The organism is Rhodospirillales bacterium (assembly GCA_023898805.1).
In the GTDB taxonomy this organism is placed as follows: Bacteria; Pseudomonadota; Alphaproteobacteria; order Micavibrionales; family UBA1664; genus UBA6145.
In genome coordinates, this window is record CP060260.1 from 757,366 (window position 1) to 780,662 (window position 23,297).

16 protein-coding genes are annotated in these 23,297 nt (G+C 60.2%); 8 read left to right on the forward strand and 8 right to left on the reverse strand.

Annotation, left to right across the window (positions count from 1 at the left end):
• The first annotated feature begins 58 nt into the window (after window positions 1-58).
• Window positions 59-6,181, forward strand: coding sequence for a hypothetical protein (locus H6866_03840; protein USO08352.1), 6,123 nt, complete (start codon window positions 59-61; stop codon window positions 6,179-6,181).
• Window positions 6,182-6,265: 84 nt separating this feature from the next.
• On the opposite strand, the gene H6866_03845 is transcribed toward H6866_03840, so the two are convergent.
• Window positions 6,266-9,001: an Rne/Rng family ribonuclease gene (locus H6866_03845; protein ID USO08353.1), complete on the reverse strand. Its 2,736-nt coding sequence runs from the start codon at window positions 8,999-9,001 to the stop codon at window positions 6,266-6,268.
• 422 nt (window positions 9,002-9,423) lie between these two features.
• Here H6866_03845 and H6866_03850 point away from each other — a divergent pair, with 422 nt between their 5' ends.
• From H6866_03850 to H6866_03875, 6 genes are all read left to right on the forward strand, one after another.
• The gene (locus tag H6866_03850) at window positions 9,424-10,791 is read left to right on the forward strand and encodes an N-acetylmuramoyl-L-alanine amidase (GenBank protein ID USO08354.1); all 1,368 of its coding nucleotides are present in this window, start codon (window positions 9,424-9,426) and stop codon (window positions 10,789-10,791) included.
• Window positions 10,792-10,999: 208 nt separating this feature from the next.
• On the forward strand, window positions 11,000-11,188 hold the full coding sequence (locus H6866_03855; protein ID USO08355.1) for a hypothetical protein: 189 nt from the start codon (window positions 11,000-11,002) through the stop codon (window positions 11,186-11,188).
• 120 nt (window positions 11,189-11,308) lie between these two features.
• On the forward strand, window positions 11,309-12,271 hold the full coding sequence (locus H6866_03860; GenBank protein USO08356.1) for an ABC transporter ATP-binding protein: 963 nt from the start codon (window positions 11,309-11,311) through the stop codon (window positions 12,269-12,271).
• A 41-nt stretch (window positions 12,272-12,312) separates the two neighbouring features.
• Entirely contained in the window at window positions 12,313-12,543 is a 231-nt protein-coding gene (locus tag H6866_03865; GenBank protein ID USO08357.1) for a hypothetical protein, read from the forward strand.
• A 197-nt stretch (window positions 12,544-12,740) separates the two neighbouring features.
• Entirely contained in the window at window positions 12,741-14,336 is a 1,596-nt protein-coding gene (locus tag H6866_03870; protein USO08358.1) for a 2-isopropylmalate synthase, read from the forward strand.
• A gap of 208 nt (window positions 14,337-14,544) precedes the next feature.
• Window positions 14,545-16,710 carry a methyl-accepting chemotaxis protein gene (locus tag H6866_03875; GenBank protein USO08359.1) on the forward strand — a complete coding sequence of 722 codons (2,166 nt, stop codon included), beginning with the start codon at window positions 14,545-14,547 and terminating at the stop codon, window positions 16,708-16,710.
• An 81-nt stretch (window positions 16,711-16,791) separates the two neighbouring features.
• On the opposite strand, the gene H6866_03880 is transcribed toward H6866_03875, so the two are convergent.
• From H6866_03880 to H6866_03905, 6 genes are all read right to left on the reverse strand, one after another.
• Window positions 16,792-17,721: a hypothetical protein gene (locus tag H6866_03880; protein USO08360.1), complete on the reverse strand. Its 930-nt coding sequence runs from the start codon at window positions 17,719-17,721 to the stop codon at window positions 16,792-16,794.
• A gap of 38 nt (window positions 17,722-17,759) precedes the next feature.
• A complete protein-coding gene (locus tag H6866_03885) occupies window positions 17,760-19,553 on the reverse strand; it encodes an acyl-CoA dehydrogenase C-terminal domain-containing protein (GenBank protein ID USO08361.1) in 1,794 nt (597 codons plus the stop codon).
• A gap of 71 nt (window positions 19,554-19,624) precedes the next feature.
• Window positions 19,625-19,924, reverse strand: a complete 300-nt coding sequence (locus H6866_03890) for a hypothetical protein (protein ID USO08362.1) — start codon at window positions 19,922-19,924, stop codon at window positions 19,625-19,627.
• Between the two features lie 67 nt (window positions 19,925-19,991).
• Window positions 19,992-20,369 carry a response regulator gene (locus H6866_03895; GenBank protein ID USO08363.1) on the reverse strand — a complete coding sequence of 126 codons (378 nt, stop codon included), beginning with the start codon at window positions 20,367-20,369 and terminating at the stop codon, window positions 19,992-19,994.
• Window positions 20,362-21,933, reverse strand: coding sequence for a response regulator (locus H6866_03900; protein ID USO08364.1), 1,572 nt, complete (start codon window positions 21,931-21,933; stop codon window positions 20,362-20,364). Before H6866_03900 ends, H6866_03895 begins: the two co-directional genes overlap by 8 nt.
• Before the next feature lie 9 nt (window positions 21,934-21,942).
• On the reverse strand, window positions 21,943-22,359 hold the full coding sequence (locus H6866_03905) for a response regulator (protein USO08365.1): 417 nt from the start codon (window positions 22,357-22,359) through the stop codon (window positions 21,943-21,945).
• Between the two features lie 173 nt (window positions 22,360-22,532).
• Here H6866_03905 and H6866_03910 point away from each other — a divergent pair, with 173 nt between their 5' ends.
• Window positions 22,533-22,943, forward strand: a complete 411-nt coding sequence (locus H6866_03910; GenBank protein USO08366.1) for a septal ring lytic transglycosylase RlpA family protein — start codon at window positions 22,533-22,535, stop codon at window positions 22,941-22,943.
• Window positions 22,944-22,959: 16 nt separating this feature from the next.
• Here H6866_03910 and H6866_03915 read toward each other — a convergent pair whose 3' ends face one another.
• Window positions 22,960-23,205, reverse strand: a complete 246-nt coding sequence (locus H6866_03915; protein ID USO08367.1) for a hypothetical protein — start codon at window positions 23,203-23,205, stop codon at window positions 22,960-22,962.
• Window positions 23,206-23,297: the final 92 nt, after the last annotated feature.

A 23,297-nucleotide genomic window follows, 5' to 3' on the forward strand; every position in this document is an offset into this window, starting at 1 on the left:
ACAAAAGCGAAATAACTAAGGACACGCCGGACAAACGGCCAAAGGAATAGAGGATAAAATGAACGAGCTGACCAACCCCGCGAATTTTGAACTGGCCGCGCTTCTGGGCGATGTCGAACGCCGCAAAGACATGCTCCCCACCGGCCACGATCTTCGCACCGCCATGGATGCGCTCGAATCCTGCCTGCGCAAAATGATCGACGCGAACCCGAACACGAACACCGACCAGGACCTCGATCGTGCCACCGTTCAGATCAAGTCCGACGCCCGTACCGTTCTGGCCGTGATCGACCATCAATTATCCGGCCTCGATTCAATTGCTGCCGGCACGCTTAAATCGATGGTCGAAAACGCCTACACGGCGTTCGGCATATCCCAAAGGCAGAACAAGCCCGACGACATAAGCAGGCTTATGGGCATAGTACGCCTGATTGCCGAAGAAAATATCAAACCTGCGGCATCTGAAGTATCCGCACCGCAAGGTGAACCTGATCTGCTGGCAGTGCTTAAAGAAGCTCTGTACGCACCCAACCCCACACAACCCGCCGCGCAACCGGCGGCGAAAGGCGATGCGTTAGCAGAACTGGCTGCCTTGATCGCCGGAAAAACAGCCGAGCCCGAGCCCGCTATCGCCGCCGAACCCGTGCAACCCGAACTGCAAGCTGAGCCGCAAGCCGAACCCCAACCCGAACCGATCGACAGTTTCGGCGCGGAAGGTGTGCGCCAGTACGTCCTCGACGAACTTCAATCTTTTGGCGACAACGTCCGCGACGCCTTTGAATTTATCGCAAATCGCCAGCCGGAACTTTATGTCTCCATGGCCCGTGCTTTTGATGCGGTGGGCGAACTGGCCGAGCTGGACCCGGAGCTGCACCGGGCGCTCTATGATCGCATCCCGGCCCTCATAATTGACGAGGCCGATTCGAATTCAAACGCATACAGCCCGCTTCTCGACTCCACCTATCTCGACGGTGTCAAAGGCAAAATCGACGAGGTCGGAAAAACCACATGGCTGAAAAACAACGCTGACGCGTCTATGACACTGAAGGACCTGCTGGCCTATGGTCAGGCCGTGTACATGCTGAATGCAGAAAGGTCCGCACGCCTGCAGGCCGAACAAACACCCGCCGAGCAAACCCCTGCCGTTGAACCCGAAGACTTCTCTTACGTGTCCGCATCGTACCAGACCGAAAGACTGGACATTGCGCGTAACGAGCTTTTTGAACGCCTTGATACCATTCAGAGCGGACTGGTGAACGACCCGCATCATAAAAGAATCGGCCAGCTTGTTGAACTGGGTGTCGACGCCGGCGCTTTCTTTTCGCTTTTGTCACCCAGAGATTTTAACGAAGCCCTGTCCCGCCTGAAGGACGCGGCACTGGAAGATCACAGCGACAGCACGCTTGTCGATATCGGGAAAAATCGCGATGTCATGCGCAATGTGATCCAGAGTATCGTCCGCAATCCGCTTGAAGCCATTAACGCCGCTGACGAAAAAGTACTTGAGCAGAAGGGGAAAGATAAAAAAGAAGCAGACGCGCTCCTGAACAAGCATCTTGATCTGACCGGTTTTGCATCAGTATTCCAAAACGCCGTCACCGCCTTCAGCGAGTTTCTGAAGGTCCAGGCGGAAAACAACGCGGCATTGAACAAGGCACGAGAATCGCTTTTGGCACCGCTTGAAAAGGCCGTTGCCGGCACCGCGAAAAAACAGGGCACACCCCTCGACCGCGACTCATCGAACATGGCCGCCTCCGAAATATTGTCGCGCACCGCGCTCGAACCCGGGGCCGCAGAAATCCTGACCAGCATCCAGACCGGGCTGAATTACAGCGTGTTACGCCCGTGGGAATGGGGCGCGCCGCGCATGGCGCACGCTGCCCTTCAGTCCCTGATTTCGACCCACATTGAAATGCAAGTAAAGTGGAATAGAAACAAGGCAAGGGTGAATGCAAGGGTAGATGAACGCAAGGATTCATCAGGCACAAGCGATGCGGGATACACGCTTACCGACAAACTCGACCTGGCTGCCTCTTTGGGTCTGATCAGAGAAGAATACGCTGGTCCGGAACAGGAAGCCTTGGATCAATTGACGAAACTTGGCGCCGAAACCCTGAAATCGCGCCCACGTATTTTGGATGCCGCCCCGGCGGCTTCGGTCGCGGAAACCGCCGCGCCCGCCGCGCCTGTTTTGGCCGAAGCAAGCGAAGCCAAAACGGATATCCCGACGGATTTCGCGGAAAAACCGGCTGCCGAAAACCAACTGCGTCGCCTGAAAGCCAAGGTCAACGCCACGCTGGAAAGCGCTGCCGCCTTGATCAAACAAAACCCGGATACGTTGATCACCGCTGCCGAAAACCTGCTAAACGCGGCAGCTTATGCCTCATTGTCCCGGGCGATCGACCGTGTGAATGCAATCGGCGATGACGCGAGGCAAGCCGGTGAAAACAACGACTGGACCAAAGGGTATGTCCGCATGGATATACTCTCTGCGCTGGCGCGCGACATTTTAGCGGATGGGCGCAGAACTATGACGCCCAAAGAAAACGATGGCGTTATTAAAAAAATCGTCGAAAACGGCGACCGCGCATGGCTGGAAGCCAACGCCCAGAGCATGACCCTGCACGACATGCTGACCTTCGGCAACACGACGGACGATACCGGCATGGCTGCTTTCCTTGAACAGGGCGTGGCCCGCCTGGTGGATGAGGAGCATTTCAATCCGAAAGCCGCGCAGGATGCCACCGACCTCCCGTCCTTCCTCAACCGCGCCGACAAACCGCGTGACCTGCGACTGGCGGGTGCCAATCTGGTCAACAGCATGATCAAGTTTGCAAAGACCACCGCCCAGCAATCCGAAGACGATCTGCGCGCGGGCGGCATGACATCGCAAGCCGCGATCGAAACCCTGCTCGACAAACAAGGTCTGCGCGATTTCATCCATGACATCGGCATCAGCCTTTCGGAAGATACCACCGCGCTGGATCCGTATGAAACCGCCGTCCTGCGCCGCGAATTAAGCGACGCAATCGGCCAGAAATTCGCGCCGGTCTATTACGACCGCGAACAGGCATACAGCAAGGCCGAAGCGGAACTGGATGCGGCGCGGAAGACCGGCGCGGACGCAACAGATCAAAAACGGTCGATAGACCGCATCGCCGAACTGGGCGGGCAATCCAATGCCCTGCGCAAGATTTTCCGCGATCTTGAAACCGTCATGCTCGCGCACGCGCAAAATAACGTGGCATTGACGACCAAACGCAGCCAGATTTTCACTGCGCTGGAAACCCGTTTCAGCAACGTATCGATCAAGGCGGGCATGCCCGCCGGCACCGGGCCGAACGTCGCCCGCGACCTTCTGAACGAAACATTCAAAAGGGCCGACGCCTATGAAATCATGACCGGCATCGAAGCCGAGCTTGCCGGCGGCATCTTCAGCAGCCGCAGATCACTGCGCGCAATGATCAAAAACTCGCTTGAGATCCAGAAACTGGAGGATAAGGCAAACGCACCGGAGAACAGCAGCGTAAAACGCGCTGAACTGAACGGGGCGGCCGACGCGCTGTTTACCGAAAAACTTCTGCCCGTTCTCGACCGTTTGGCCGAAAAGGGCGGTAAAATCATGCAAGCGCAGCTTAAAAAGGCGCATTCGCAACGCGCATCCAAAGCCAGCGCGGCGAAGGCCGACACGGCCCCGGAACGTATCGCCACGGCACCAACGCCTGTTGACGCTCCTGTGGCAGCTCCAGCCGGGCCTGTACCAGCCTTCCTGTTGCGTCAAGGTACGCAGGCACCGACGCCGGGACCGCGCCGCAGGCCCAAGGCCCCGCGCCGCGCCGCACGTGCAATCGGGCGCGAAATGCTTGCGGCTATTTCGGAAGCCGAACAACGGGAAAAACTCTCTGCCCGCGAACGTGGCTATGCCCACAAACCTGCGGCCAAGCAGCCCGGGAAAGAGCCGACAACCCGGCCTTCGGTTGAACAACAGGCGCACGAAAGCCGGGCGCGCTGGGCTGACTATGCCGAAAAACTTGCAAACAAGACCATACTCATACAAACCAACGCGGCGTTGAAGGAAGCCGCACGCAAAGAAAAAATCGCGCAAAAACGCGAAGCATGGAAAATGGCCCGCGCCCAAAAAGTCATCGAATCCGGAATCGATGCGGTCAACAAACAAAATGCCAAGGAAGCAAAACGCGAAAAAAGCGCCGCGCTGCGCGCGCAACGCAAGGCCGCATGGTCCGCGCGTTTCAATGGCTGGAAAGAATGGCTTGGACAAACCGCCAGCGCACTGACGATGGCGCAGGCGGCACAACCGGCCCTCGCCGGCGGATCGCCGGAATTTCTGCCCGCCTATGACGCGCCCTATCAGGCGCCGGTCAAAGGCCAGAGATTCAACGCCGTTGGTATCGAAGGCCTGGGTAAAGGCGCAACACAACTCGCCGCAAGCACCGCGCGCGGTGTGGCATTGATCGCCAAAACCGGCACGCGATGGAGCCTTGCCGCCACGAAAGCTGCCTATGACCGCTGGCCCAGCATTATTCTGGGTATCGGCTTCGGCATTTATGCCGCAGCCCCGATCAAGGCCGCCGCCGCCGCAATGTTCGCCGGCACCGCCATACCGGTTGTCACGCCCGTCCTAACCACCGCCGCGCCGATTATCGCGGCGGGTGCGCTGGCCGCGCTGACGACCGCGCAGATTCAGCGTCGCTATACCAACCTGCGCGCTGAATGGACGCAAAATCAGGAAGCCGCTCCGTCATGGCTGAAGGAACAGGGCCTGAAGATCGGCGCGACTGGTCTTGCGATTGGCGAAACCATCTTGAATACGGGCTTGCATGCTGCAGGACGTATCCTTTGGAACGGCGTTGCCGAAGCTGGCGACATGTTGCGCCTGAGCGGACGCAATAAATCCGAGCGCATTCACGCACGGCAACATCGAGACAACCGTCTGCGCGAAGCGATTTTTGACGACAATTTCGTGCAGGCCGGGATCATGCTGGCCAAGGCCGCGCCGCTTCTGGCGCATGGCTACCGTGCACAGCGCGCAGCCCGCGCACAGGCCGCCGAAAAAGGCCTGAATCTGCGTATGTCCGAACGTCTGGGCACGATGGTCGCGGCCATGAAGGCGCGCGACGCTGTCAGCACCGAACTGATGTTTGGAACAATGGCGGCCATGTTTGGTGCAGCCGTCGGCATGGCGGGAAGCTCCGCGTATCACCATTATCTCGATACACAAACACCGACTGCCGCCCCTGTCAGGGCGCCAGACACCACCCTGCGCACACCGACGACGATAATACCCGCCGATCAGACGCCGCAGGGTCAAATTCCGGGCAGCGCGGCACCGGTCGATGCCGCCGCGCATAACAACAACCCCGCCGGCGGATTGGATCAGGTATTGCCGTCCACAGGTGCGGCCGCGATCATGGGCCAACACCAACCGCTCTTTATCGATGGCCACTCGTATATCGCCCAGATGCAGCACGGCGACACCCTTGTCTGGAACGACGGCGGCGGCGACAGGTTGCGCGACGTGACCTTCAAACAGCCGCACGCCCCGACAAAAAGTCATGTGGCACATAACGGCGGCGGCAGGGCGCATGGCGCGGCGCACGCACACGGCAAACCCGCCGCGCACAGCACCGCGCACGGGGCAAGACATGCCCATGCCGGCACGCGCGCGCATACGGGCACGCATGCCGCCCCGGCACGTCCCGTCGGTGCGCCAATGGATCTGGGCCCGTACAGTCAGCACACAGCATCCGGCAATCCGCTGGAACGCGCGGTGAAAGGCGTCGGCAACGGTATCGGCGATGCTTTCAAGGCTGCCGATGGTTTCTTCTCGGACAAGATCGGCAATCCGCTGCGCAAACTGTTCGATGGCGCCGCCCATATCGGCCACCATGCAGACACGGTGGTGACACCGTCTGCGCACACGCCGCTGGGCAAGTTCAACGCAGCCTTTGGCGAACGCATCGTTCACGCCGGCGGCTGGAACCGCGCCTCGCTCAACGCGATGCTCGATCAGGCGGGTAAAGGTAATCAAAGCGCGCTTGACAGCGTCAAGGCCTGGGCCAGCGCCTTCAAGCACGAAGGCCACCTGACCGCCGCGCAGAAAGCCGCGATTCACGACGTGATGCGCATGGGCGGCCACCGCCCGACCCTGCGTCATTCATAAACATATGAATTGAACACGATAAAAAGGCCCCCGCACGGGGGCCTTTTTTATTCAGAGTTGGTCAAGGCTGGGTTGAGAGCGGGATCAGCCCGTCAGTTTTTTCCACCAGCCTTTTTTCTTGTCGCCGCTGACCGCGTTCACGGTCTCGTAATCGCGCGGACGCGATGCTTCTTCCGCAACCGGCGCGGCCGAAGACGCCCCGCGCGAATCATAGGAAACACGTGTTTCCGTGGCTTTCGGCGTATCGACCCGGTTGCCGATATTATCGTCGACCGGCCTTGAATCGCCCTTGCGACCGTTACCCCGCGCACTGGATTTGTCGCCGCCGTTTCCACCGCGGCTGCGCCCGCGCCCGCCGCGCGTGCGGCGGCGCCCGCCTTCGGCACGGACCTGCGCCTCGGCCCCCATGACGTTGCCGTCGAACTCTCTTCCGTGTTCGTCGGTCAGGCGGTTGCCGATATTGTCGTCGCTTTCCGCGCCTGCGTCCTGCGCCCCGGCATTCTGCATTTCGGCGCCTTCACCGGCATCATTGCCCGGCGCGGCGCTTTCGCTCCCGTCCCGGTCACGATTCCGGTTGCGTCCGCCGCGACGCCCGCGGCGACGGCGGCCGTTTTCACCGCGTTCGCTGTTTTCGCCCTCGCCGCGATCACGGCGTCCACGTGCCGGAGGCGCGTCGGCGACAATCGCGTCGTCCGCATCCGCCGTGTCGTCTTCGTCGTTCAGGTCCGGATCGACCGTGGCATCGATCGCCGCCATGCGTTCCGCCCGGCGCGAGCGCGCGATGTCGATGACAAATCCCTGATCGTCTTCGATCACCGGCACGATGCGGATCGTGACCGCGATATCGTACCGTTGTTCCAGCATCGCAAGGCTGGCGCGCTTGGCGTTAAACAGGAACAGCGCCACGGTTTCGGGCACGCTGACCTCGACCTCGCCCGCGCGGCCTTCCATGCCGGCTGTTTCAACAGCGCGAAGAACGGCAAGCGCCAGCGCCTCGGTGGTGCGGACCAGCCCGGAACCCCGGCAATGCGGGCAGGTCTGGAAATGCGTTTCGGTAAGCGAGGGCCTGAGCCGCTGACGGCTGAGCTCCAAAAGCCCGAAGGTGGAAATCCGCCCGACCTGGACCCGCGCACGGTCGCCGGAGAGCGCATCGCGCATCCGTTTTTCGACCAGCGCGTTGTTGCGCCGCGATTCCATGTCGATGAAATCGATGACCACAAGCCCGCCAAGGTCGCGCAACCGCAATTGCCGCGCCACCTCCTCGGCCGCTTCAAGATTGGTCTTGAGCGCGGTTTCCTCGATATGCCGTTCACGCGTCGCGCGGCCCGAGTTGATGTCGATGGACACCAGCGCCTCGGTCGGATTGATGACGATATAACCGCCGGATTTGAGCGTCACGACATTGGAATGGATCGCGTCGATCTGCGGTTCCGCCCCGTACTTGATGAACAGCGGCACGCTGTCTTCGTAAGTACGGATGCGCCCGGCATGATCGGGCATCATCATGTCCATCATCTCGCGCGCGGTTTCGGCGCCCTGCGCGCCTTCGACCACGATTTCCGAGATATCCTGACTGTACAGGTCGCGGATCGCGCGCTTGACCAGCGAGCCTTCCTCGTGGATCAGCGCCGGCGCGGTCGACTGCATGGTCGTTTCGCGCACCTTGTCCCACAGACGCATCAGGTAATCGAGATCGCGCCGGACTTCTTCACGCGGACGATCGACGCCCGCGGTACGCAGAATAACCGACATGCCATCCGGCACCTGCAGATCGTCGAGCATTTCACGCATTTTCTTGCGGTCGGCATGGCTGGCCACTTTGCGCGACACCCCGCCCGATTGCGGCGAGTTGGGCATCAGGACGCAGTACCGGCCCGGCATGGTGATATAGGTGGTGACCGCGGCGCCCTTGTTGCCACGCTCCTCCTTGACCACCTGGATCAGCATGATCTGGCCGCGCTTGATGACTTCCTGAATCTTGTACGACCGGCGCATCCGCTTCCACAGCGGGGTCATGCCACCCTCGTCCTCTTCGCCGCCGTTTTCCCGCTCGACCAGTTTTTCCGGCCGACGCTCCAGCCCGCGGCTGCGTCCGCGACGCCCACGGCGTCCGCGGCGTCCGCGGCGTCCGTCACGCTCCTCGCCATCTTCCTGTGCCTGGGCGGCCTCGCCCGGTTCGGCGATGGTTTCGCCCTCGGCGGTAGCGTCGACATCGACGCCATCCGCTTGCGGCGCATCGTCGTTGACCGAACCGACCGCGCCCGCATCGACCGAATGCGTTTCGTCGTCCTCGCCTGCGAAATCGTCTTCGTCCTCGGCGTCTTGCGCCAAATCTTCACCGGCGTCTTCCGCGGCATCGTCCTCTGCCACGACTTTTTCGACTTGTTCAAGCACCTCGGCCTCGATCGCGGCCAGCGCCTCGTCGCTCAGGTCTTCCTCGTCCTCCTCGGCTTCGGGCGCGCGCGCACGCGCCTCGGCAGCGGCGGCTTCGGCGGCTTCGCGCGCCTCGGCCTCCGCCTGCATGGCGCGGCGCAGTTCTTCCTGTTCGGCCAACAGGCGTTCGCGATCCTCGACCGGAATGCGGTAATAATCGGGATGGATTTCGGCAAAGGGCAAAAACCCGTGGCGGTTGCCGCCGTAATTGACGAACGCCGCCTGCAGCGACGGCTCGACGCGCGTCACCTTGGCCAGATAGATGTTCCCTTTAAGCTGTTTTTTGGAAACGCTTTCGATATCGAAATTTTCCAGACGTTTCCCGTCCATGACGGCCACGCGGGTTTCTTCGCTCTGCGCGGCGTCGATGAGCATGATTTTAGGCATATGTATAAATCTCCATAGCGAGGCTACGGATCAGGCATCCGATTGCAATTCACGGCGCAAGCGACCAACACGGGGAATTACAAGGGGACGCTGCTCCGCGCCCGGCTGTAAGTCGTTGATCGTTCTTTCCAGTGGGATTACCGCTTTGCGTGGAAGCAGCGCCTATCGGCGCCAGCACGCATTGGGTCGATCCCCGGCGATCCGGTCCGTCCGCCCTTGAAGCCGGGGCGTGGCGAACCAATCCTTTAAAACCTTTTTTCCCGCCGTCCGGACCCGTTAAATATTGTCTTTCCCTTTGGGTCGTTGGATAAAGGGGGCCGGCGGCGTATCGCTTGAGCATGACCATAGAACCAGTTTGCGGAATGTACAATCGAAAATTCCTGAATTCTTTATTTATCGCTGTTTTTACAGGGTTTTTCGCGTTGTGCCTGCGTTCGGCGCCGGCCGCCGATACGCTGGACATGACGGCCATGCGTTTCGGCGCCCATGGCGCCAATGCGACAAGGGTGGTGATGGAGCTTAACCGCGAGGCGGATTTCCGTGCCACCGTCATAACCGCCCCCCCCGAAGACAGGCCCGCCATCACGATCGATCTGCCGCTTCTGGGCGTGACCCCGACCATCGGCCGCACCGTCCTGCCCAAATTGCTGCGCGACATCCGTATCGCCCCGCTGCCCGACGGCTACAGCCGCATCACACTGATCCTGAGCGCCCCCGCCACGATCCGCAGCGCCTTCCTGATCCCGGCGGCGGGCAAACAGGCCGCGCGGCTGGTCGTCGATCTGGGCGCGGCCACGCAAGCCGCCTTTGCCGCCGCGAAGGACCGCCCCTACGGCACCTTGCGGATCAAGCCGGATACATCCGCCGACACCTTGGCTCTCGCCGCCCCGGCATCCGTTCCGGCAGGCGCGCTGCCCTTTGCTGCCCCCGGCGGCGCAAGGCTAGAACCAATCGGCAAGCCCGATACGCCCAAGATTGCCGCCCCCGAAATCGCCGTCCCCGAAATCGCCGTCCCCGAAATCGCCGGTGTAACGCCGCCACCCGATCCGAAAAACCGCCCGCTGGTCATGATCGACGCGGGCCATGGCGGCGCGGACCCCGGCGCATCCGGTGCGGGCGTGCGCGAAAAGGACGTGACGCTGGCAACGGCCAAGGCCCTGCGCACCCGGCTTGAAAAAACCGGCAAATACCGGGTCGAACTCACCCGCGAACGGGATCTTTTCATTCCACTGGCGCAACGGGTGAAAATCGCGCGCAACGCGGGTGCGGCGCTGTTCATATCGCTGCACGCCGATTCCGTACCGGAAAACGGGGATAAGATCTCCGGCACCTCGTTTTATACCCTCTCCCAAAAGGCGTCGGACGCCCAGACCGCCGCGCTGGCCACGCGCGAAAACAACGTCGATATTCTGGGCGGGGTCGATATCCCCTCGGACGACCGCGACGTGGCGCAGATCCTGATCGACCTGACCTTCCGCGAAACCGCGGGCGCATCCCGCCGTTTTTCCGGCGATCTGGTCAAAAGTTTCGGACACGACGAAATGCCGTTGCTGTTTTCCCCGGACCGGCACGCGGGGTTTGTCGTCCTCAAGGCGCCCGACATCCCCTCGGCCCTGATCGAGCTTGGCTTCCTTTCCAACCCCGACGAGGCGCACAAACTGGCCGACCCCGCATGGCGGGAAAAACTGGCCGGCGCGATCGCGGGAGGAATCGACGCATGGTTTACCGGACAGGGGTTTGCCGGACAGGGGGGGCAACAGGACGTGGGAAGCGCCACCCCCCGTCCATAGCCCCCGTCCATACCCCGGCAGACAGGCCAGCCCCGGCCCCACCCCCGGTTTTGTTGCTTTTTTGCATCACTTGTCCCCATTTATTTAAGCCGACTTCGGGCGGGGCCTTTACAAGCTTTAAGAGTGCGGTTAGGTTGTAGGCCGTTGTCCGGATTATAAAAAGCCTGACAGTTCAAACGTTTGACACTTTAGACAAGAGGTAGTTCACATGAAAAAGTTCGTCGCGCTGATGGCCGTCGTCGCCACCGCCGGTCTGCTCGCTGCTTGCCAGCCGGGCAAACCGATCCAGTCCACCGCTTATGAAGGCCACATGACCTCGGCCGAAAAAAGCAGCATGAACACCAGCGCTGCCCCGATGGCTGCCGATAAATCCGGCCGCACCTTCAAAGCCCAGTAATCACAGGGCTTCAAGGCTTGAATACAACCGCTGTCCGTGCGAACGGACGGCGGTTTTTCTTTTATCGCGCATAATATTTTCATCCCTTGAATTTTTGCCAAAATTTCCATCTCATTGCGCATGACTGAAATTACCGCCCCGCGCACATTCGACCCCGCCAACGCACTGCAATTCGACGGCCTCACGAAAGTTTACAAAGGCGTGCGCGCCACACCCGAAAAACGTGCGCTTGATGCCGTCGACCTCGACATTCCGCGCGGATCGCTTTTCGCGCTGCTCGGCCCCAACGGCGCGGGCAAATCGACGCTGATCAACATTCTCGCGGGCCTTGTCACCAAAACCGCGGGCAAGGCCTGGGCATGGGGTTACGATCTCGATACCGATGCGCGTGCGGTGCGCTCGGCCATCGGCGTAGTGCCGCAGGAACTCAACTTCGATCCGTTCTTCACCCCGGCTCAAATCCTCGACATTCAAGCGGGGCTTTACGGCGTGCCGACACCCAGACGCCGCACCATGGAATTGCTCGACCTCGTCGGACTTGCCGACAAGGCCGATGCCTATACCCGCCAGCTATCGGGCGGGATGCGCCGCCGCCTGATGGTCGCCAAGGCAATGGTCCACAACCCGCCAATCCTGATTCTCGACGAACCCACCGCGGGCGTCGATATCGAACTGCGCCAGCAACTCTGGTCCAATGTCCGCGCGCTTAACCGCGCGGGTACGACCGTGATCCTGACCACGCATTATCTGGAGGAGGCCGAGGAGCTTTGCGACCGCGTCGCGATCATCAACAAGGGAAAAATCGTCGCCAACGATTTCAAGGAAAACCTGCTGGGCCGCATCGAAGGCAAGGACATCGCCTTCCGCGTCGACCGCGACGTCGCCGAAATTCCGCAAAGCCTTGCGCAATATAACGCCCGGGCCGAAGGGCGGCGCACCATCGCGATGACCTATTCGCCCAGGGATATCAGTGTCGGCGCCCTGTTCGACCTCGTGCGCGGCGCGGGCTTCGGAGTCGAGGACGTGACGACACGCAATTCAGACCTCGAGGACGTATTCCTCCAGCTCACCCGCGCGGCCTAGGAAATTTGCGCCTCATCGTTCGGATGGGCTACAACACCCGCATGGGAAATTCCGCGGACACCTGTTTAACACGACACTTTTACGAATCCGTATGCGGCGGCCGTGCCGTTTCCGGCGACATGCTGCGCACCGCTTCCGATCTGGCGCAACGCGAACCCATGCGGCTTGAAACCGCGCTCAGGATCGTCACCGGCCAGACCCGCCCGGCCTATGGCACACCGTACACCGTGACGAAACGGGCTCGCAGACCCACCTCGCCCGACGAATTCTGAAGGATCGGGTCCGTCAATTTCCGCCTTGCCCTGCCCGGTAAAACCGTGCTTTTGTGAACATATGCACAGGCACCCTGCCCTGATCCTTCGACTTATGCACCCCTGAAACGACGACGTTTTAGGGGTCATCGCGCGCCACGCGCAACCAATCCAGCCATCAAAAGACAAACGAAGACTTTTTATAAGGACAGTGACCCATGTCATCCCTGATCGATGAAATCAAAAAGGACAACGCCCGTGTCGTGATTTTCGACACCACCCTGCGCGATGGCGAACAATCGCCCGGCTGCTCGATGAATCTGGACGAAAAACTCAAAATGGCGGCGATCCTGGAATCGATGGGCGTGGATGTGATCGAGGCGGGTTTCCCCGTGGCAAGCCCCGGCGATTTCGAAGCGGTAAGCGAAATCGCCCGCAGATCCAAAAACAGCGTCATCGCCGGCCTGTGCCGCGCCGTGCAAAAGGACATCGACGCCGCGATCGAGGCGACGAAACCCGCCGCCCGCTCGCGCATCCACACCTTCATTTCCACCTCTCCGCTGCACATGAAATACAAGCTGCAGAAAGAACCGCACGAGGTGCTGGAAGCCATCGAATGGTCGGTCGCATACGCGCGCAAACATTGCGACGACATCGAATGGTCGGCCGAGGACGGATCGCGCACCGAACCCGATTTCCTGTGCCGCGCGGTCGAAACCGCGATCGCTGCGGGCGCGACCACCATCAACATTCCGGACACGGTGGGATATGCCGTGCCCAGCGAATACGGCGCGCTCATAAAAATGCTGTTCGATCGCGTGCCCAACATCAACCGCGCCATCATCTCGGTGCACTGTCACAACGATCTGGGCCTTGCGGTCGCCAATTCGCTGGCCGGGGTCGAAGCGGGCGCGCGGCAGATCGAATGCACGATCAACGGAATCGGCGAACGCGCGGGCAACGCCGCGCTTGAGGAAGTGGTGATGGCCCTGCGCACGCGCGCCGACCGCATGCCCTTCACCAACAAAATCGAAACCGCGCACATCACCAACGCCTCGCGCACACTTTCGGCGATCACCGGCATGCCGGTACAGCACAACAAGGCGATCGTGGGCGCCAACGCCTTCGCGCACGAATCCGGCATCCATCAAGACGGCATGCTCAAGAACGCCCAGACCTATGAAATCATGACCCCGGAATCCGTGGGCATGAGCCATTCCAATCTGGTGCTGGGCAAACATTCTGGACGGCACGCCTTCAAGAAAAAACTGGAAGGCCTCGGCTACGCCCTCTCGGACAAGGATCTCGACGACGCCTTCGCGCGCTTCAAGACGTTGGCCGACCGCAAGAAGGACGTGTTTGACGAGGATCTGGTGGCATTGGTCGACACCGAACTCGCCCACGCCGCCGACCGCATCCGGCTTGTGGCGATGGAGGTCTTTTCATCGACCGATGCGCCCCAGCGCGCAAAACTGACCCTGTCGGTCGACGGCGCGCAAAAAACCGCCGAACTCGAAGGCAACGGCGCGGTCGACGCCATCTTCAAGGCGATTGCGGCAATCGTTCCGCACGAAAAAGCGAAACTTTCCCTGTTCAACATCAGCGCTGTCACCGGCGGCACCGACGCGCAGGCCGAAGTCACCGTGCGGCTGGAGGAAGACGGCAAAACCGTCAACGGTCAGGGCGCCGATACCGATACGCTGGTCGCTGCCGCCCGCGCCTATGTCCACGCCCTTAACAAATTGATGGTCAAGCGCGCCCGGCAAAGGCCGGAAGATCAGGTCACGACCAAAAATCGCATCGCGTCGATCTGAAAAAGTCGTCAAAACTTCGCAAAGCACTTGCTGCGCCCGCGCCACGACATGCGGGCGCACTCATTATTCATAATTCACTTTAACATATTGAAAACAATGCGCTTTTTTGTCGCGGTTAACGAATTCTTCATTCACTTTTTGTTTACTTAAGTTAACATTCACACAGCGTTTTGCTGCCTTTTAGCCCTTTTTTTCGGAGAACCCGTCAATGGTTTCGCTGTCCAACGTCAAGATTTCCAAGAAATTGCCGGTAATCATGGTCCTGATGGCCCTTCTGGGCGTGGGGGTTTCGACCGGCATCAGCGCCTATCTCTCCACGCAATCCGCGCTCAAACGCGCCGAGGCCAGCCTGTCCACCGTGCTTGATGAAAAAGAGCATGAACTGAATGCCTATCTCAAGACGCTCGACGACGACCTTAACGTCGTCGCGACCAGCGAAAATACCCAAACCGCCTTCGCCGATTACGGCACCGCATGGGACGAGCTTACGGCCAACCAGACCGAAAAACTGCAAAAACTTTATATCGAGGACAACCCCAACCCGACCGGCCATAAGGAAGACCTTGATTACGCGCGCGACGGCTCGGCCTACAGCCTCGCCCACGCCAAACACCATTTGTGGTTCCGTCAGTTTCTGCGCGCCAACGGCTATTACGACATTTTCCTGATCTCGCCCGAGGGCAACATCCTGTACACCGTGTTCAAGGAACTGGATTTCGCCACCAATGTTCAGAACGGACAGTGGAAAAACGCCGATATCGGCAATATTTTCCGCGAGGTGATGGCCAAGGCCAAGGCAAAAAGCGACGACACCATCGTCTTCGAAGACTTTAAACCCTACGCGCCCAGCCATGACGTCCCCGCCGGTTTCATCGGTCGCGCGGTCTATACGCCGTCGGGCGCGCTGCTCGGCGTTCTGGTATTCCAGTTGCCGATCGACAATTTCATCCATCTTCTGAAACCGAATAAAAATCTGGGCGACACCGCCAAATTCTACCTTACCGCCGGCGATCGCCTGCTGCGCAACGACCCCGACGGCGCCAGCGCCGATCCGATTCTGCGCGATAAAATCGATCTTCCCGCAGTAGACAGCGCAGTCAATGACGACCAGGCCGGTGTTGCGCTCGATCACAACGACAAGGGCGTCAAACTGGTCACGGCCTATGAACCCGTGGCATACCCCCGCGTCAAATGGGTCTTGCTGCTCAATCAGGATTATGACGAGGTCATGAGCGTAATCGTAAAAGATACGATGAACGTCATCTATATCTCCATCGTCGTCCTGTTGGCCGTGGCCCTGATCTCGGCTCTGTTCGCCCGCTCCCTCACACGTCCTATCGCCGGCCTGCAAAAGGCGATGGCCGATCTGGCCGGCGGCAACAAATCGATCGCGATTCCGGGGCTTGAACGCGGCGACGAAATCGGCGACATGGCCAAAACCGTGGGTGTGTTCAAGGAAAACGCGCTGGAACTCGACCGCATGAACGCATCCGCCGAGGAACAGAAAAAACGCGCTGAAATCGAAAAGAAAGAAACCATGCACAAAATGGCCAACGATTTCGACAATCGCGTCGGCGGGGTCATCCGCACCCTGTCCTCCGCGGCGGAAAGCATGACCACGACCGCGCAACAGATGAAGCACGCTTCCGACCAGACGGCGCATGTCAGTTCCATGGTTGCCAGCGGCGCGACCCAGGCGGATTCCAACGTCCAGACCGTGGCCGCCGCGGCAGAGGAACTGGCCGCGAGCTCGTCCGAAATCGCGCGTCAGATCGACTCGGTCGCGAAAAAGGCCAACATGGCCGCCAGCGACGCGCAGGCGACATCGGCCTCGGTACAGGAACTGGTGACTCTGGCCGAAAGCATCGGCGAGGTCATCGGCACCATCAAGGATATTGCTGACCAGACCAACCTGCTGGCCCTCAACGCGACCATCGAGGCCGCGCGTGCCGGCGAAGCGGGCAAGGGCTTCGCGGTCGTCGCGGACGAGGTCAAAAAACTGGCCAACGAAACCGGCCAAAAGACCGAGGAAATCGACCAGCGCGTTACCCGCATTCAGGACGCGATCCGCAATGCGGTCGGCGCGATGCAAAAGATCATCGACAATGTCAGCCAGATAGACTCGGCCACGACCTCGGTCGCGGGCGCGGTGGAGGAGCAGAACGCCGCCACGGCCGAAATCGGCCGCAACGTGACCGAAGCCTCGACCGGCACGCAGCAGGTATCCAGCTCGATCGTGCAGGTCCAGCAGAACGCCGCCGAAACCGGCCAGTCGGCCAACATGGTGTTCTCGGCCGCGTCCGACCTCAAGGATCAGGCGGAAATGCTGCAACGGGAGGTCACGAACTTCCTTCAGGAAATCCGCGCGGCCTGATAAGAAAAAGTCCACGAAGCGCACGAAGGACACGAAGGAAAAACCCCTTCGTGTCCTTCGTCATTACCCGCATCCATGGGCTTACGCCATGCCCGGCTTGGGCGCGCCGGCCTGAAACGGGGTAACAAGCCCGCATTCCTGCACCGCGCGCCGCATCAGATTGCCCGTATAACGCCCTGCGGCATAAAAATCATCAGGCCGCGAAAAGCCGAACGTCTGCATTATTATGGGCAGCTTCGCGCGCGTCGCGCCGCCAAACAGCACACCCAGCGCGTCTTCCCGCGCCTGTGCGGACATGCCCCAAAAATTACGGTACATCGCGCTTGCCAGCACGCCCGCAAAGCCGTGTCGGTGCAAATAAATGACACCCCTGCGCTGCTTACCGTCCACCGACCTCATGCGCATGACGTCCGCTTTTAAAAGCCAGACATTCATATCGATTTTGCACGCTATGGTGAACAAGTCGTAAAGCCGCTGCACCCACGCGGCCTTGCTGTACGCGCACACACCCTGCAAGCGGTTGTAAGCCGCTTCCTGCACAAAAAACGCCTGCAATTCATTGACGTTTGCGTCACAAATTCCATCGCGGACGGCAACCAGATGCCCACTTTCATGCGCCATATAAACCGGATCCAGAATACTTTTATTGGCACGAAACCTTATGCCGTTTTCGTCGCAATCGCCGCCGCTTTTCATATGCGGCGATTGATCGGCCGGATACGCGCGCATGGGTTTTTCGGCAAGACGCGTTTCAAACAACGCGCGATACGCTTGCCCGCCGACGTCATCCCAAACCTGGGTGACGAATTCCAGCGTTTTCTCCCACGGCCAGCCACCCGCCGCCTCAAGCCCGGCTTGCATAGAAGACAGTGCCTGATGATTGAATTTAAACCCCGCACTGCGCAGACCGGCGAACAGCGGCTCAAGCATCGCGTCGGGCACGAGGGTTTCGACCGGGTTGCACAGTCCTTCCCAGCAGCGGAAACTATGCTTGCGATAGGCATCCCACATGCCGGGCAAGTTATATAATTATGAAAATAATTGCAAATTTAGAAATTCGCCGCCTGCAATTCCATCAACGCCGCCTTGCCTGCCATGACCATGCGGAACCGCGCTTCGTATTCAGGTAACATGCGGGTCATGTAAAACCGTGCGGTTTGCAGCTTGGAATCGTAAAATTCGTCCCGCCCGTCGCCGCTGCCCTTTTTCGCAAGCGCCACCTTCGCCATCCGCGCCCAGCAAAAACCGATGGCGCTTAACGCGAACATGCGCAGGTAATCCACGCTCGCGGCGCCGGCCTCCACCGGGTCTTTCAAGCCTTTAAGGGCGATGGTCGCCGTCGCCTGTTGCAGCTTGGCCACCGCCTTGGCAAGCGGCATCACGAATTCGCCCATCGCGTCGTTTTCCATCTCGGCCTCGATGAATTGCGTGACCGGGTGGAAGAACCGGCGCAACAACCGCCCGTATCCGACGCCCATCTTGCGGCCCACGAGATCGAGCGCCTGAATGCCGTTGGTGCCTTCGTAAATCTCGGCGATCCGGGCGTCGCGCGCATATTGCTCCACCCCCGTGTCCCAGATATACCCCATGCCGCCATGCACCTGCACGGACAGATTGGCGACCGTGCTGCCCATGTCGGTCTGGTACGCCTTGACGATCGGAGTCATCAGCGCGACGAAATCATCCGCCTCCTGCCGCTCCGCCGCGTCCGGGTGGTGCCGCGCGATATCAAGCGACAGGCCGACAAGATAGGACAGCATCCGTGCCCCCTCGCAAAACGCCTTGCCGGTCAAAAGCATGCGCCGAATGTCCGGATGCACGATGATCGGGTCGGCAGGCAGATCCGGGTTTTTCGCGCCGTCCAGCGCCCGCATCTGCAACCTGTCCTTGGCGTATTGCACGGCGTTCTGCTGCGCGACCTCGGCGATGCCAAGCCCCTGCATCGCCACGCCCAGCCGCGCCGCGTTCATCATCGCGAACATCGCGCGCAGACCCTTGTGCGCCTCGCCCACCAGCCAGCCGCGCGCACCCTCATAGGCCATGACGCAGGTCGCCGAGGCCTTGATGCCCATCTTGTGTTCGATGCTCGCGCACTGCACGCCGTTGCGCGCGCCCAAAGACCCGTCCTCGTTGACCAGGAACTTGGGCACCACGAACAGCGAAATGCCTTTCACCCCTTCTGGCGCGTCGGGCAACCGCGCCAGCACCAGATGGATGATGTTTTCGGTCAAATCGTGTTCCCCGGCCGAAATAAAGATCTTCTGCCCCGTGATCGCATACGACCCGTCGCCGTTGTCGGCGGCCTTGGTCTTGATCAGGCCCAGATCGGTGCCGCAATGCGGCTCGGTCAGATTCATCGTCCCCGACCATTCGCCGGAAACAAGTCGCGGCAGATACATGGCTTTTTGTTCCGGCGTGCCGAACTGGTGCAGCGCCTCGTACGCGCCCTGCGAAAGGCCGGGATACATGCCGAACGACATGTTGGCAGAACAGATCATCTCCTGCATCACGCAGTTGAGCACATGCGGCATACCCATGCCGCCGTAATCGGGGTCGCAGGCAAGGCCCGTCCACCCGCCTTCGATGAAGGTCCGGTATGCCTCCTTAAATCCGGCGGGGGTGGTGACTTCGCCCGCGTTGAACCGGCACCCATCCTTGTCGCCGGACTGGTTGACCGGGAACAAAACTTCCTGACAGATCGTGGCCGCGCCCTCAAGGATCGCGTCAACGGTATCCGCGTCCGCCGTATCGAATCCCGGTAACTGTGAAAGCGTATCCTGAACCTTCAAAACGTCGTTCAGCACGAAACGGATATTTTCAAGCGGCGCGGCATAGCTGGGCATGGTCGGGAAAGCCTTTTTACGGAATCAAACGGAATCACAGATTACCATTTTATCATAAAAACGCGGACGGGCTAATCGTCCTCGCGCACGGACAGGCGGATTTCGTCGATCAGCCGGTCGCGCTTGCGCGGATCGTGGTCGATATCATGCCGGACTTGCTTTTTCAGGTCTTCAAGCTTCAGCTTTTTGACCAGCTCTTGCAGGTTTTCTTCGCCAATTTCGGCGCGCAGGCTGCGCATCTGCGCCATCAAGGCCTGGGTTTTTTCCTGTTTGGACGTCATCGGCGCGCCCGGAACGGACGGGACTTTCCCCGCATCCCCCGGCGTCTTGCCCTTTTTGCTTTTGTCTTTGTCCTTGCCGAAAAACCACATGACGGGAATCAGTCTACCTCAACCCGCCCGCATGGGCGATACAAATCCCGCCTGTCCGGCCCCACTTCTATCCAGCAAGACGCCGGACCGTATCCTCGAACTGGGTCATGTTGATCGGCTTGGCCAGCGCCGCGTTGCATCCGCAAAGCGCGGCTTCCTCCAACAGGTCGCCCGCGCGTTCGCGCCCGCCGCCTGAAATCGCGATGATCGGAACGCGCGGATAGACCGCGCGAATGTCGCGGATGGTTTCAAGCCCTGTCTTGCGCGGCATGATGATGTCGGTGATAACCAGATCCGGCGGCCCTTCCAGCGTGATCCGGTCAAGCCCCGCCACCCCGTTGGCCGCGCAGGACACGGCATAACCAAGCTCGGTAAGTGTATCCCGCATCACCGCGCATACAGCCGCCGTATCGTCGATGATCAAAATCCGTTTGCGTTCAGGCATGTTCCGGCACCTTGTCGAATATGGCGCGCAGCCGCGCCGCCAGCGCCTCGCGGCGATAGGGCTTGCTGATCACCGGTTCCCTGACAAGGTCAAGCGGCAATGCCTTTTCGCTGTAACCAGAGGTAAGCAGGATTTTCACTTGTGGAAAATGCCGGCGCACCTGTTCCGCCAGTTCGACGCCGTTCATCGGCCCCGGCATCACCACGTCGCTGAACACAAGATCGATGCGTTCATGTTCGCGCCGCAGGATTTCAAGCGCGACCCGTCCGTTTGGCGCCTGTAAGGTGCGATACCCCATACGTTCAAGCAGGTGCACGACAAAGCCGCGCAGTTCGGTGTCGTCCTCCACCACCAGAATCCGCTCGCGCCCAGACTGCGACACCATCATCATGTCGTCATCCCCCACATCCTGCGCTGCCTCGGCACTCGCGGCGGGCAGGTACAGGCGAAACACCGTGCCATGCCCCTTTTCGCTGTAGACCGTGATATGCCCGCCCGATTGCCGGACGAAACCGTAAGCCATGGCCAGCCCAAGCCCCGTACCCTCGCCCGACGGCTTGGTGGTGAAAAACGGCTCGAAAATCCTGGCCGTAACCTCCGGCACCATGCCGCACCCCGTGTCGGAAATCGCGATCATCACATACCGCCCCGGCTGTGCCGCGCCATGCCGCATGACATAGGAATCGCCCAGTGTGACGTTTTCGGTTTCGATGGTCAGCCGCCCGGTTCCCTCCATCGCGTCGCGCGCATTGACCGCGAAATTGATCAACGTATTCTGGAATTCCACCACGTCGACCGCCACCGGCCAGATATCCGCGCCCAGCGGGGTTTCGATCTCGATCCCGCCGCCCAGCGCGCGTTCCAAAAGCGCCATCGTGTCGCGGATCACCGCGTTGACGTCGGCAACGGTCTTTTCCAGCGCGCGCTGGCGCGTGAACACCATCAACCGGCGCACCATCTCGCTGCCGGATTCGCAGACATCGGAAATGGCGTCGAATTTCTCGGCGATGTCCTCCGGCCCGTATTTCTCCACCCCCGCCTCGAACCGGCGGCGCAAAAGATGCGCGTTGCCGATGACCACGGTCAAAAGATTGTTGAAGTCGTGCGCGATGCCGGAGGTCAGTTGCCCGATCGCCTCCATCTTGCGGTGCTGCATCAACTCGACCTCCGCCGCCGCGTGGGCGCAGCGCAGTTGATGTGTCTCGCGCACCTTGTGCAGCGTCAGGGCCAACCCCTCGCCATTCGTTTCGCCGCGCATCACGTAATCCTGCGCACCCAGCCGCAGCGCGTCGACCATGGCGGCTTCCTCGCCCCGCCCCGCCAGCATCACGACCGGACATGCGGTGATGCCGCACCGTCCCTTGTAAAACGGCCGTATCGACGCGGCCAGATCCCCATCCGGCAGTTGCGTTGCCAAAAACGCCGCATCATAAGGGGCCGCGCCTTGCATCGCATCCGCCTCGGCGATATCGGCGGCGATATCCACGATTACATCTTCATTTGCCAAAAGGCCGCGTAAATGCGCGGCTTCAGTGACATCGGCGTCCACGATCAATATCCGCATCTCGCCCTCCTACACCGCGACCTTGGCGTTGGCCTGACGCAAAAGCCCGCCGATCTTGGCCGAAAGCTGCGCCGGGGTGAACGGCTTGCGGATATAGGCGGTGACGCCCGCGTCCCGTGCCTCGACCACAGAATCGACGTCGCTGCGCCCGGTGATCATCAAAAACGGCAGGCGCGGAAAGATGGAGCGCACCTGCTTGAGAAAATCGATGCCGTTCATCCGCGGCATGTTCCAGTCGCACACGATGAAATTGATGGGCGAAAGCTCCTCCGCCTCCATGATATTGAGGGCCGAACGCCCGTCCTGCACCTCGGTCACGCGGCCTACGCCGATATCCTTGAGGATCTCGCGCACCACCGAGCGTATGTCCTGCTGGTCCTCGACGACCATGGCATGAACCGCGTCATAAACCTTGTTTTCAATCATGGCATCCTCCAGATAACACAACCTATGATATAATTATCCGGCAGATTTAAAGATAGGTTAAGCGTAATGCCATTGATCAAAAAATACGAAAAACAATCATGAATTGCATACCTGCGTATTGCGGCCAGGCCCCCGATGCGTTAAGGAAAAACTGAAACAACAAACCGTCACTGATGCGAACAACCACATTTCTAAAGCAAACATGGGCAACGGCGCTGATACGCGTCTGCCTTGCGCTGGCGCTTGTTGGTGTGTGCATAACGGATGCACGGGCGAGCGAATGCCACATCCTGCAAAAGGGCATTGCATCAGTCTATGCGTGGAAGTTTCAGGGCCGAAAAACCGCCAGCGGCGCGCTGCTGGACATGAACAAAAATACTGCGGCGCACCGCACCTTGCCGCATGGCGCGAAAATCAAGGTCACCGACCGCCGCACCGGGCGCAGCACCTATGTCACGATCAACGATCGCGGCCCTTTCGTCAAAGGCCGCATTCTCGACGTCACGCACGCGGCCAGCCACGCGCTGGGCTGGGGCGACACGGGCCTGCACCGCGTTACGATTTCCCTGTGCGAGGAAAATTAACAAAACAAACAGGCCGTTAATTACCTTTTTTGTTTTTCCACCAATCCTGCAGAAGGCGCTTTTGCTGGCGCAGCATCTCGTATCGCGCCTTGGCGCCGCGATCGGCGGAAAGCAGGGCGCGCACGCGCTTTTCGTCCTCCCACCCCAGTTCGTTGTCAACCAGAGCCTGGATCTCGAAATCGTTCAAAGAACCGTCATATATGCCGATCATGATGAAACGCTCGCCCACGATTAACGCGCTGCCACAACCAGCCAACGACATTTCATGCACGAAAGTTCCCTGATGCTGGACTCGCCGGACCGATCGCTTTTTTATGTGACAACCCGCCAGGCTCCGCCTAATATCTCAGAGTC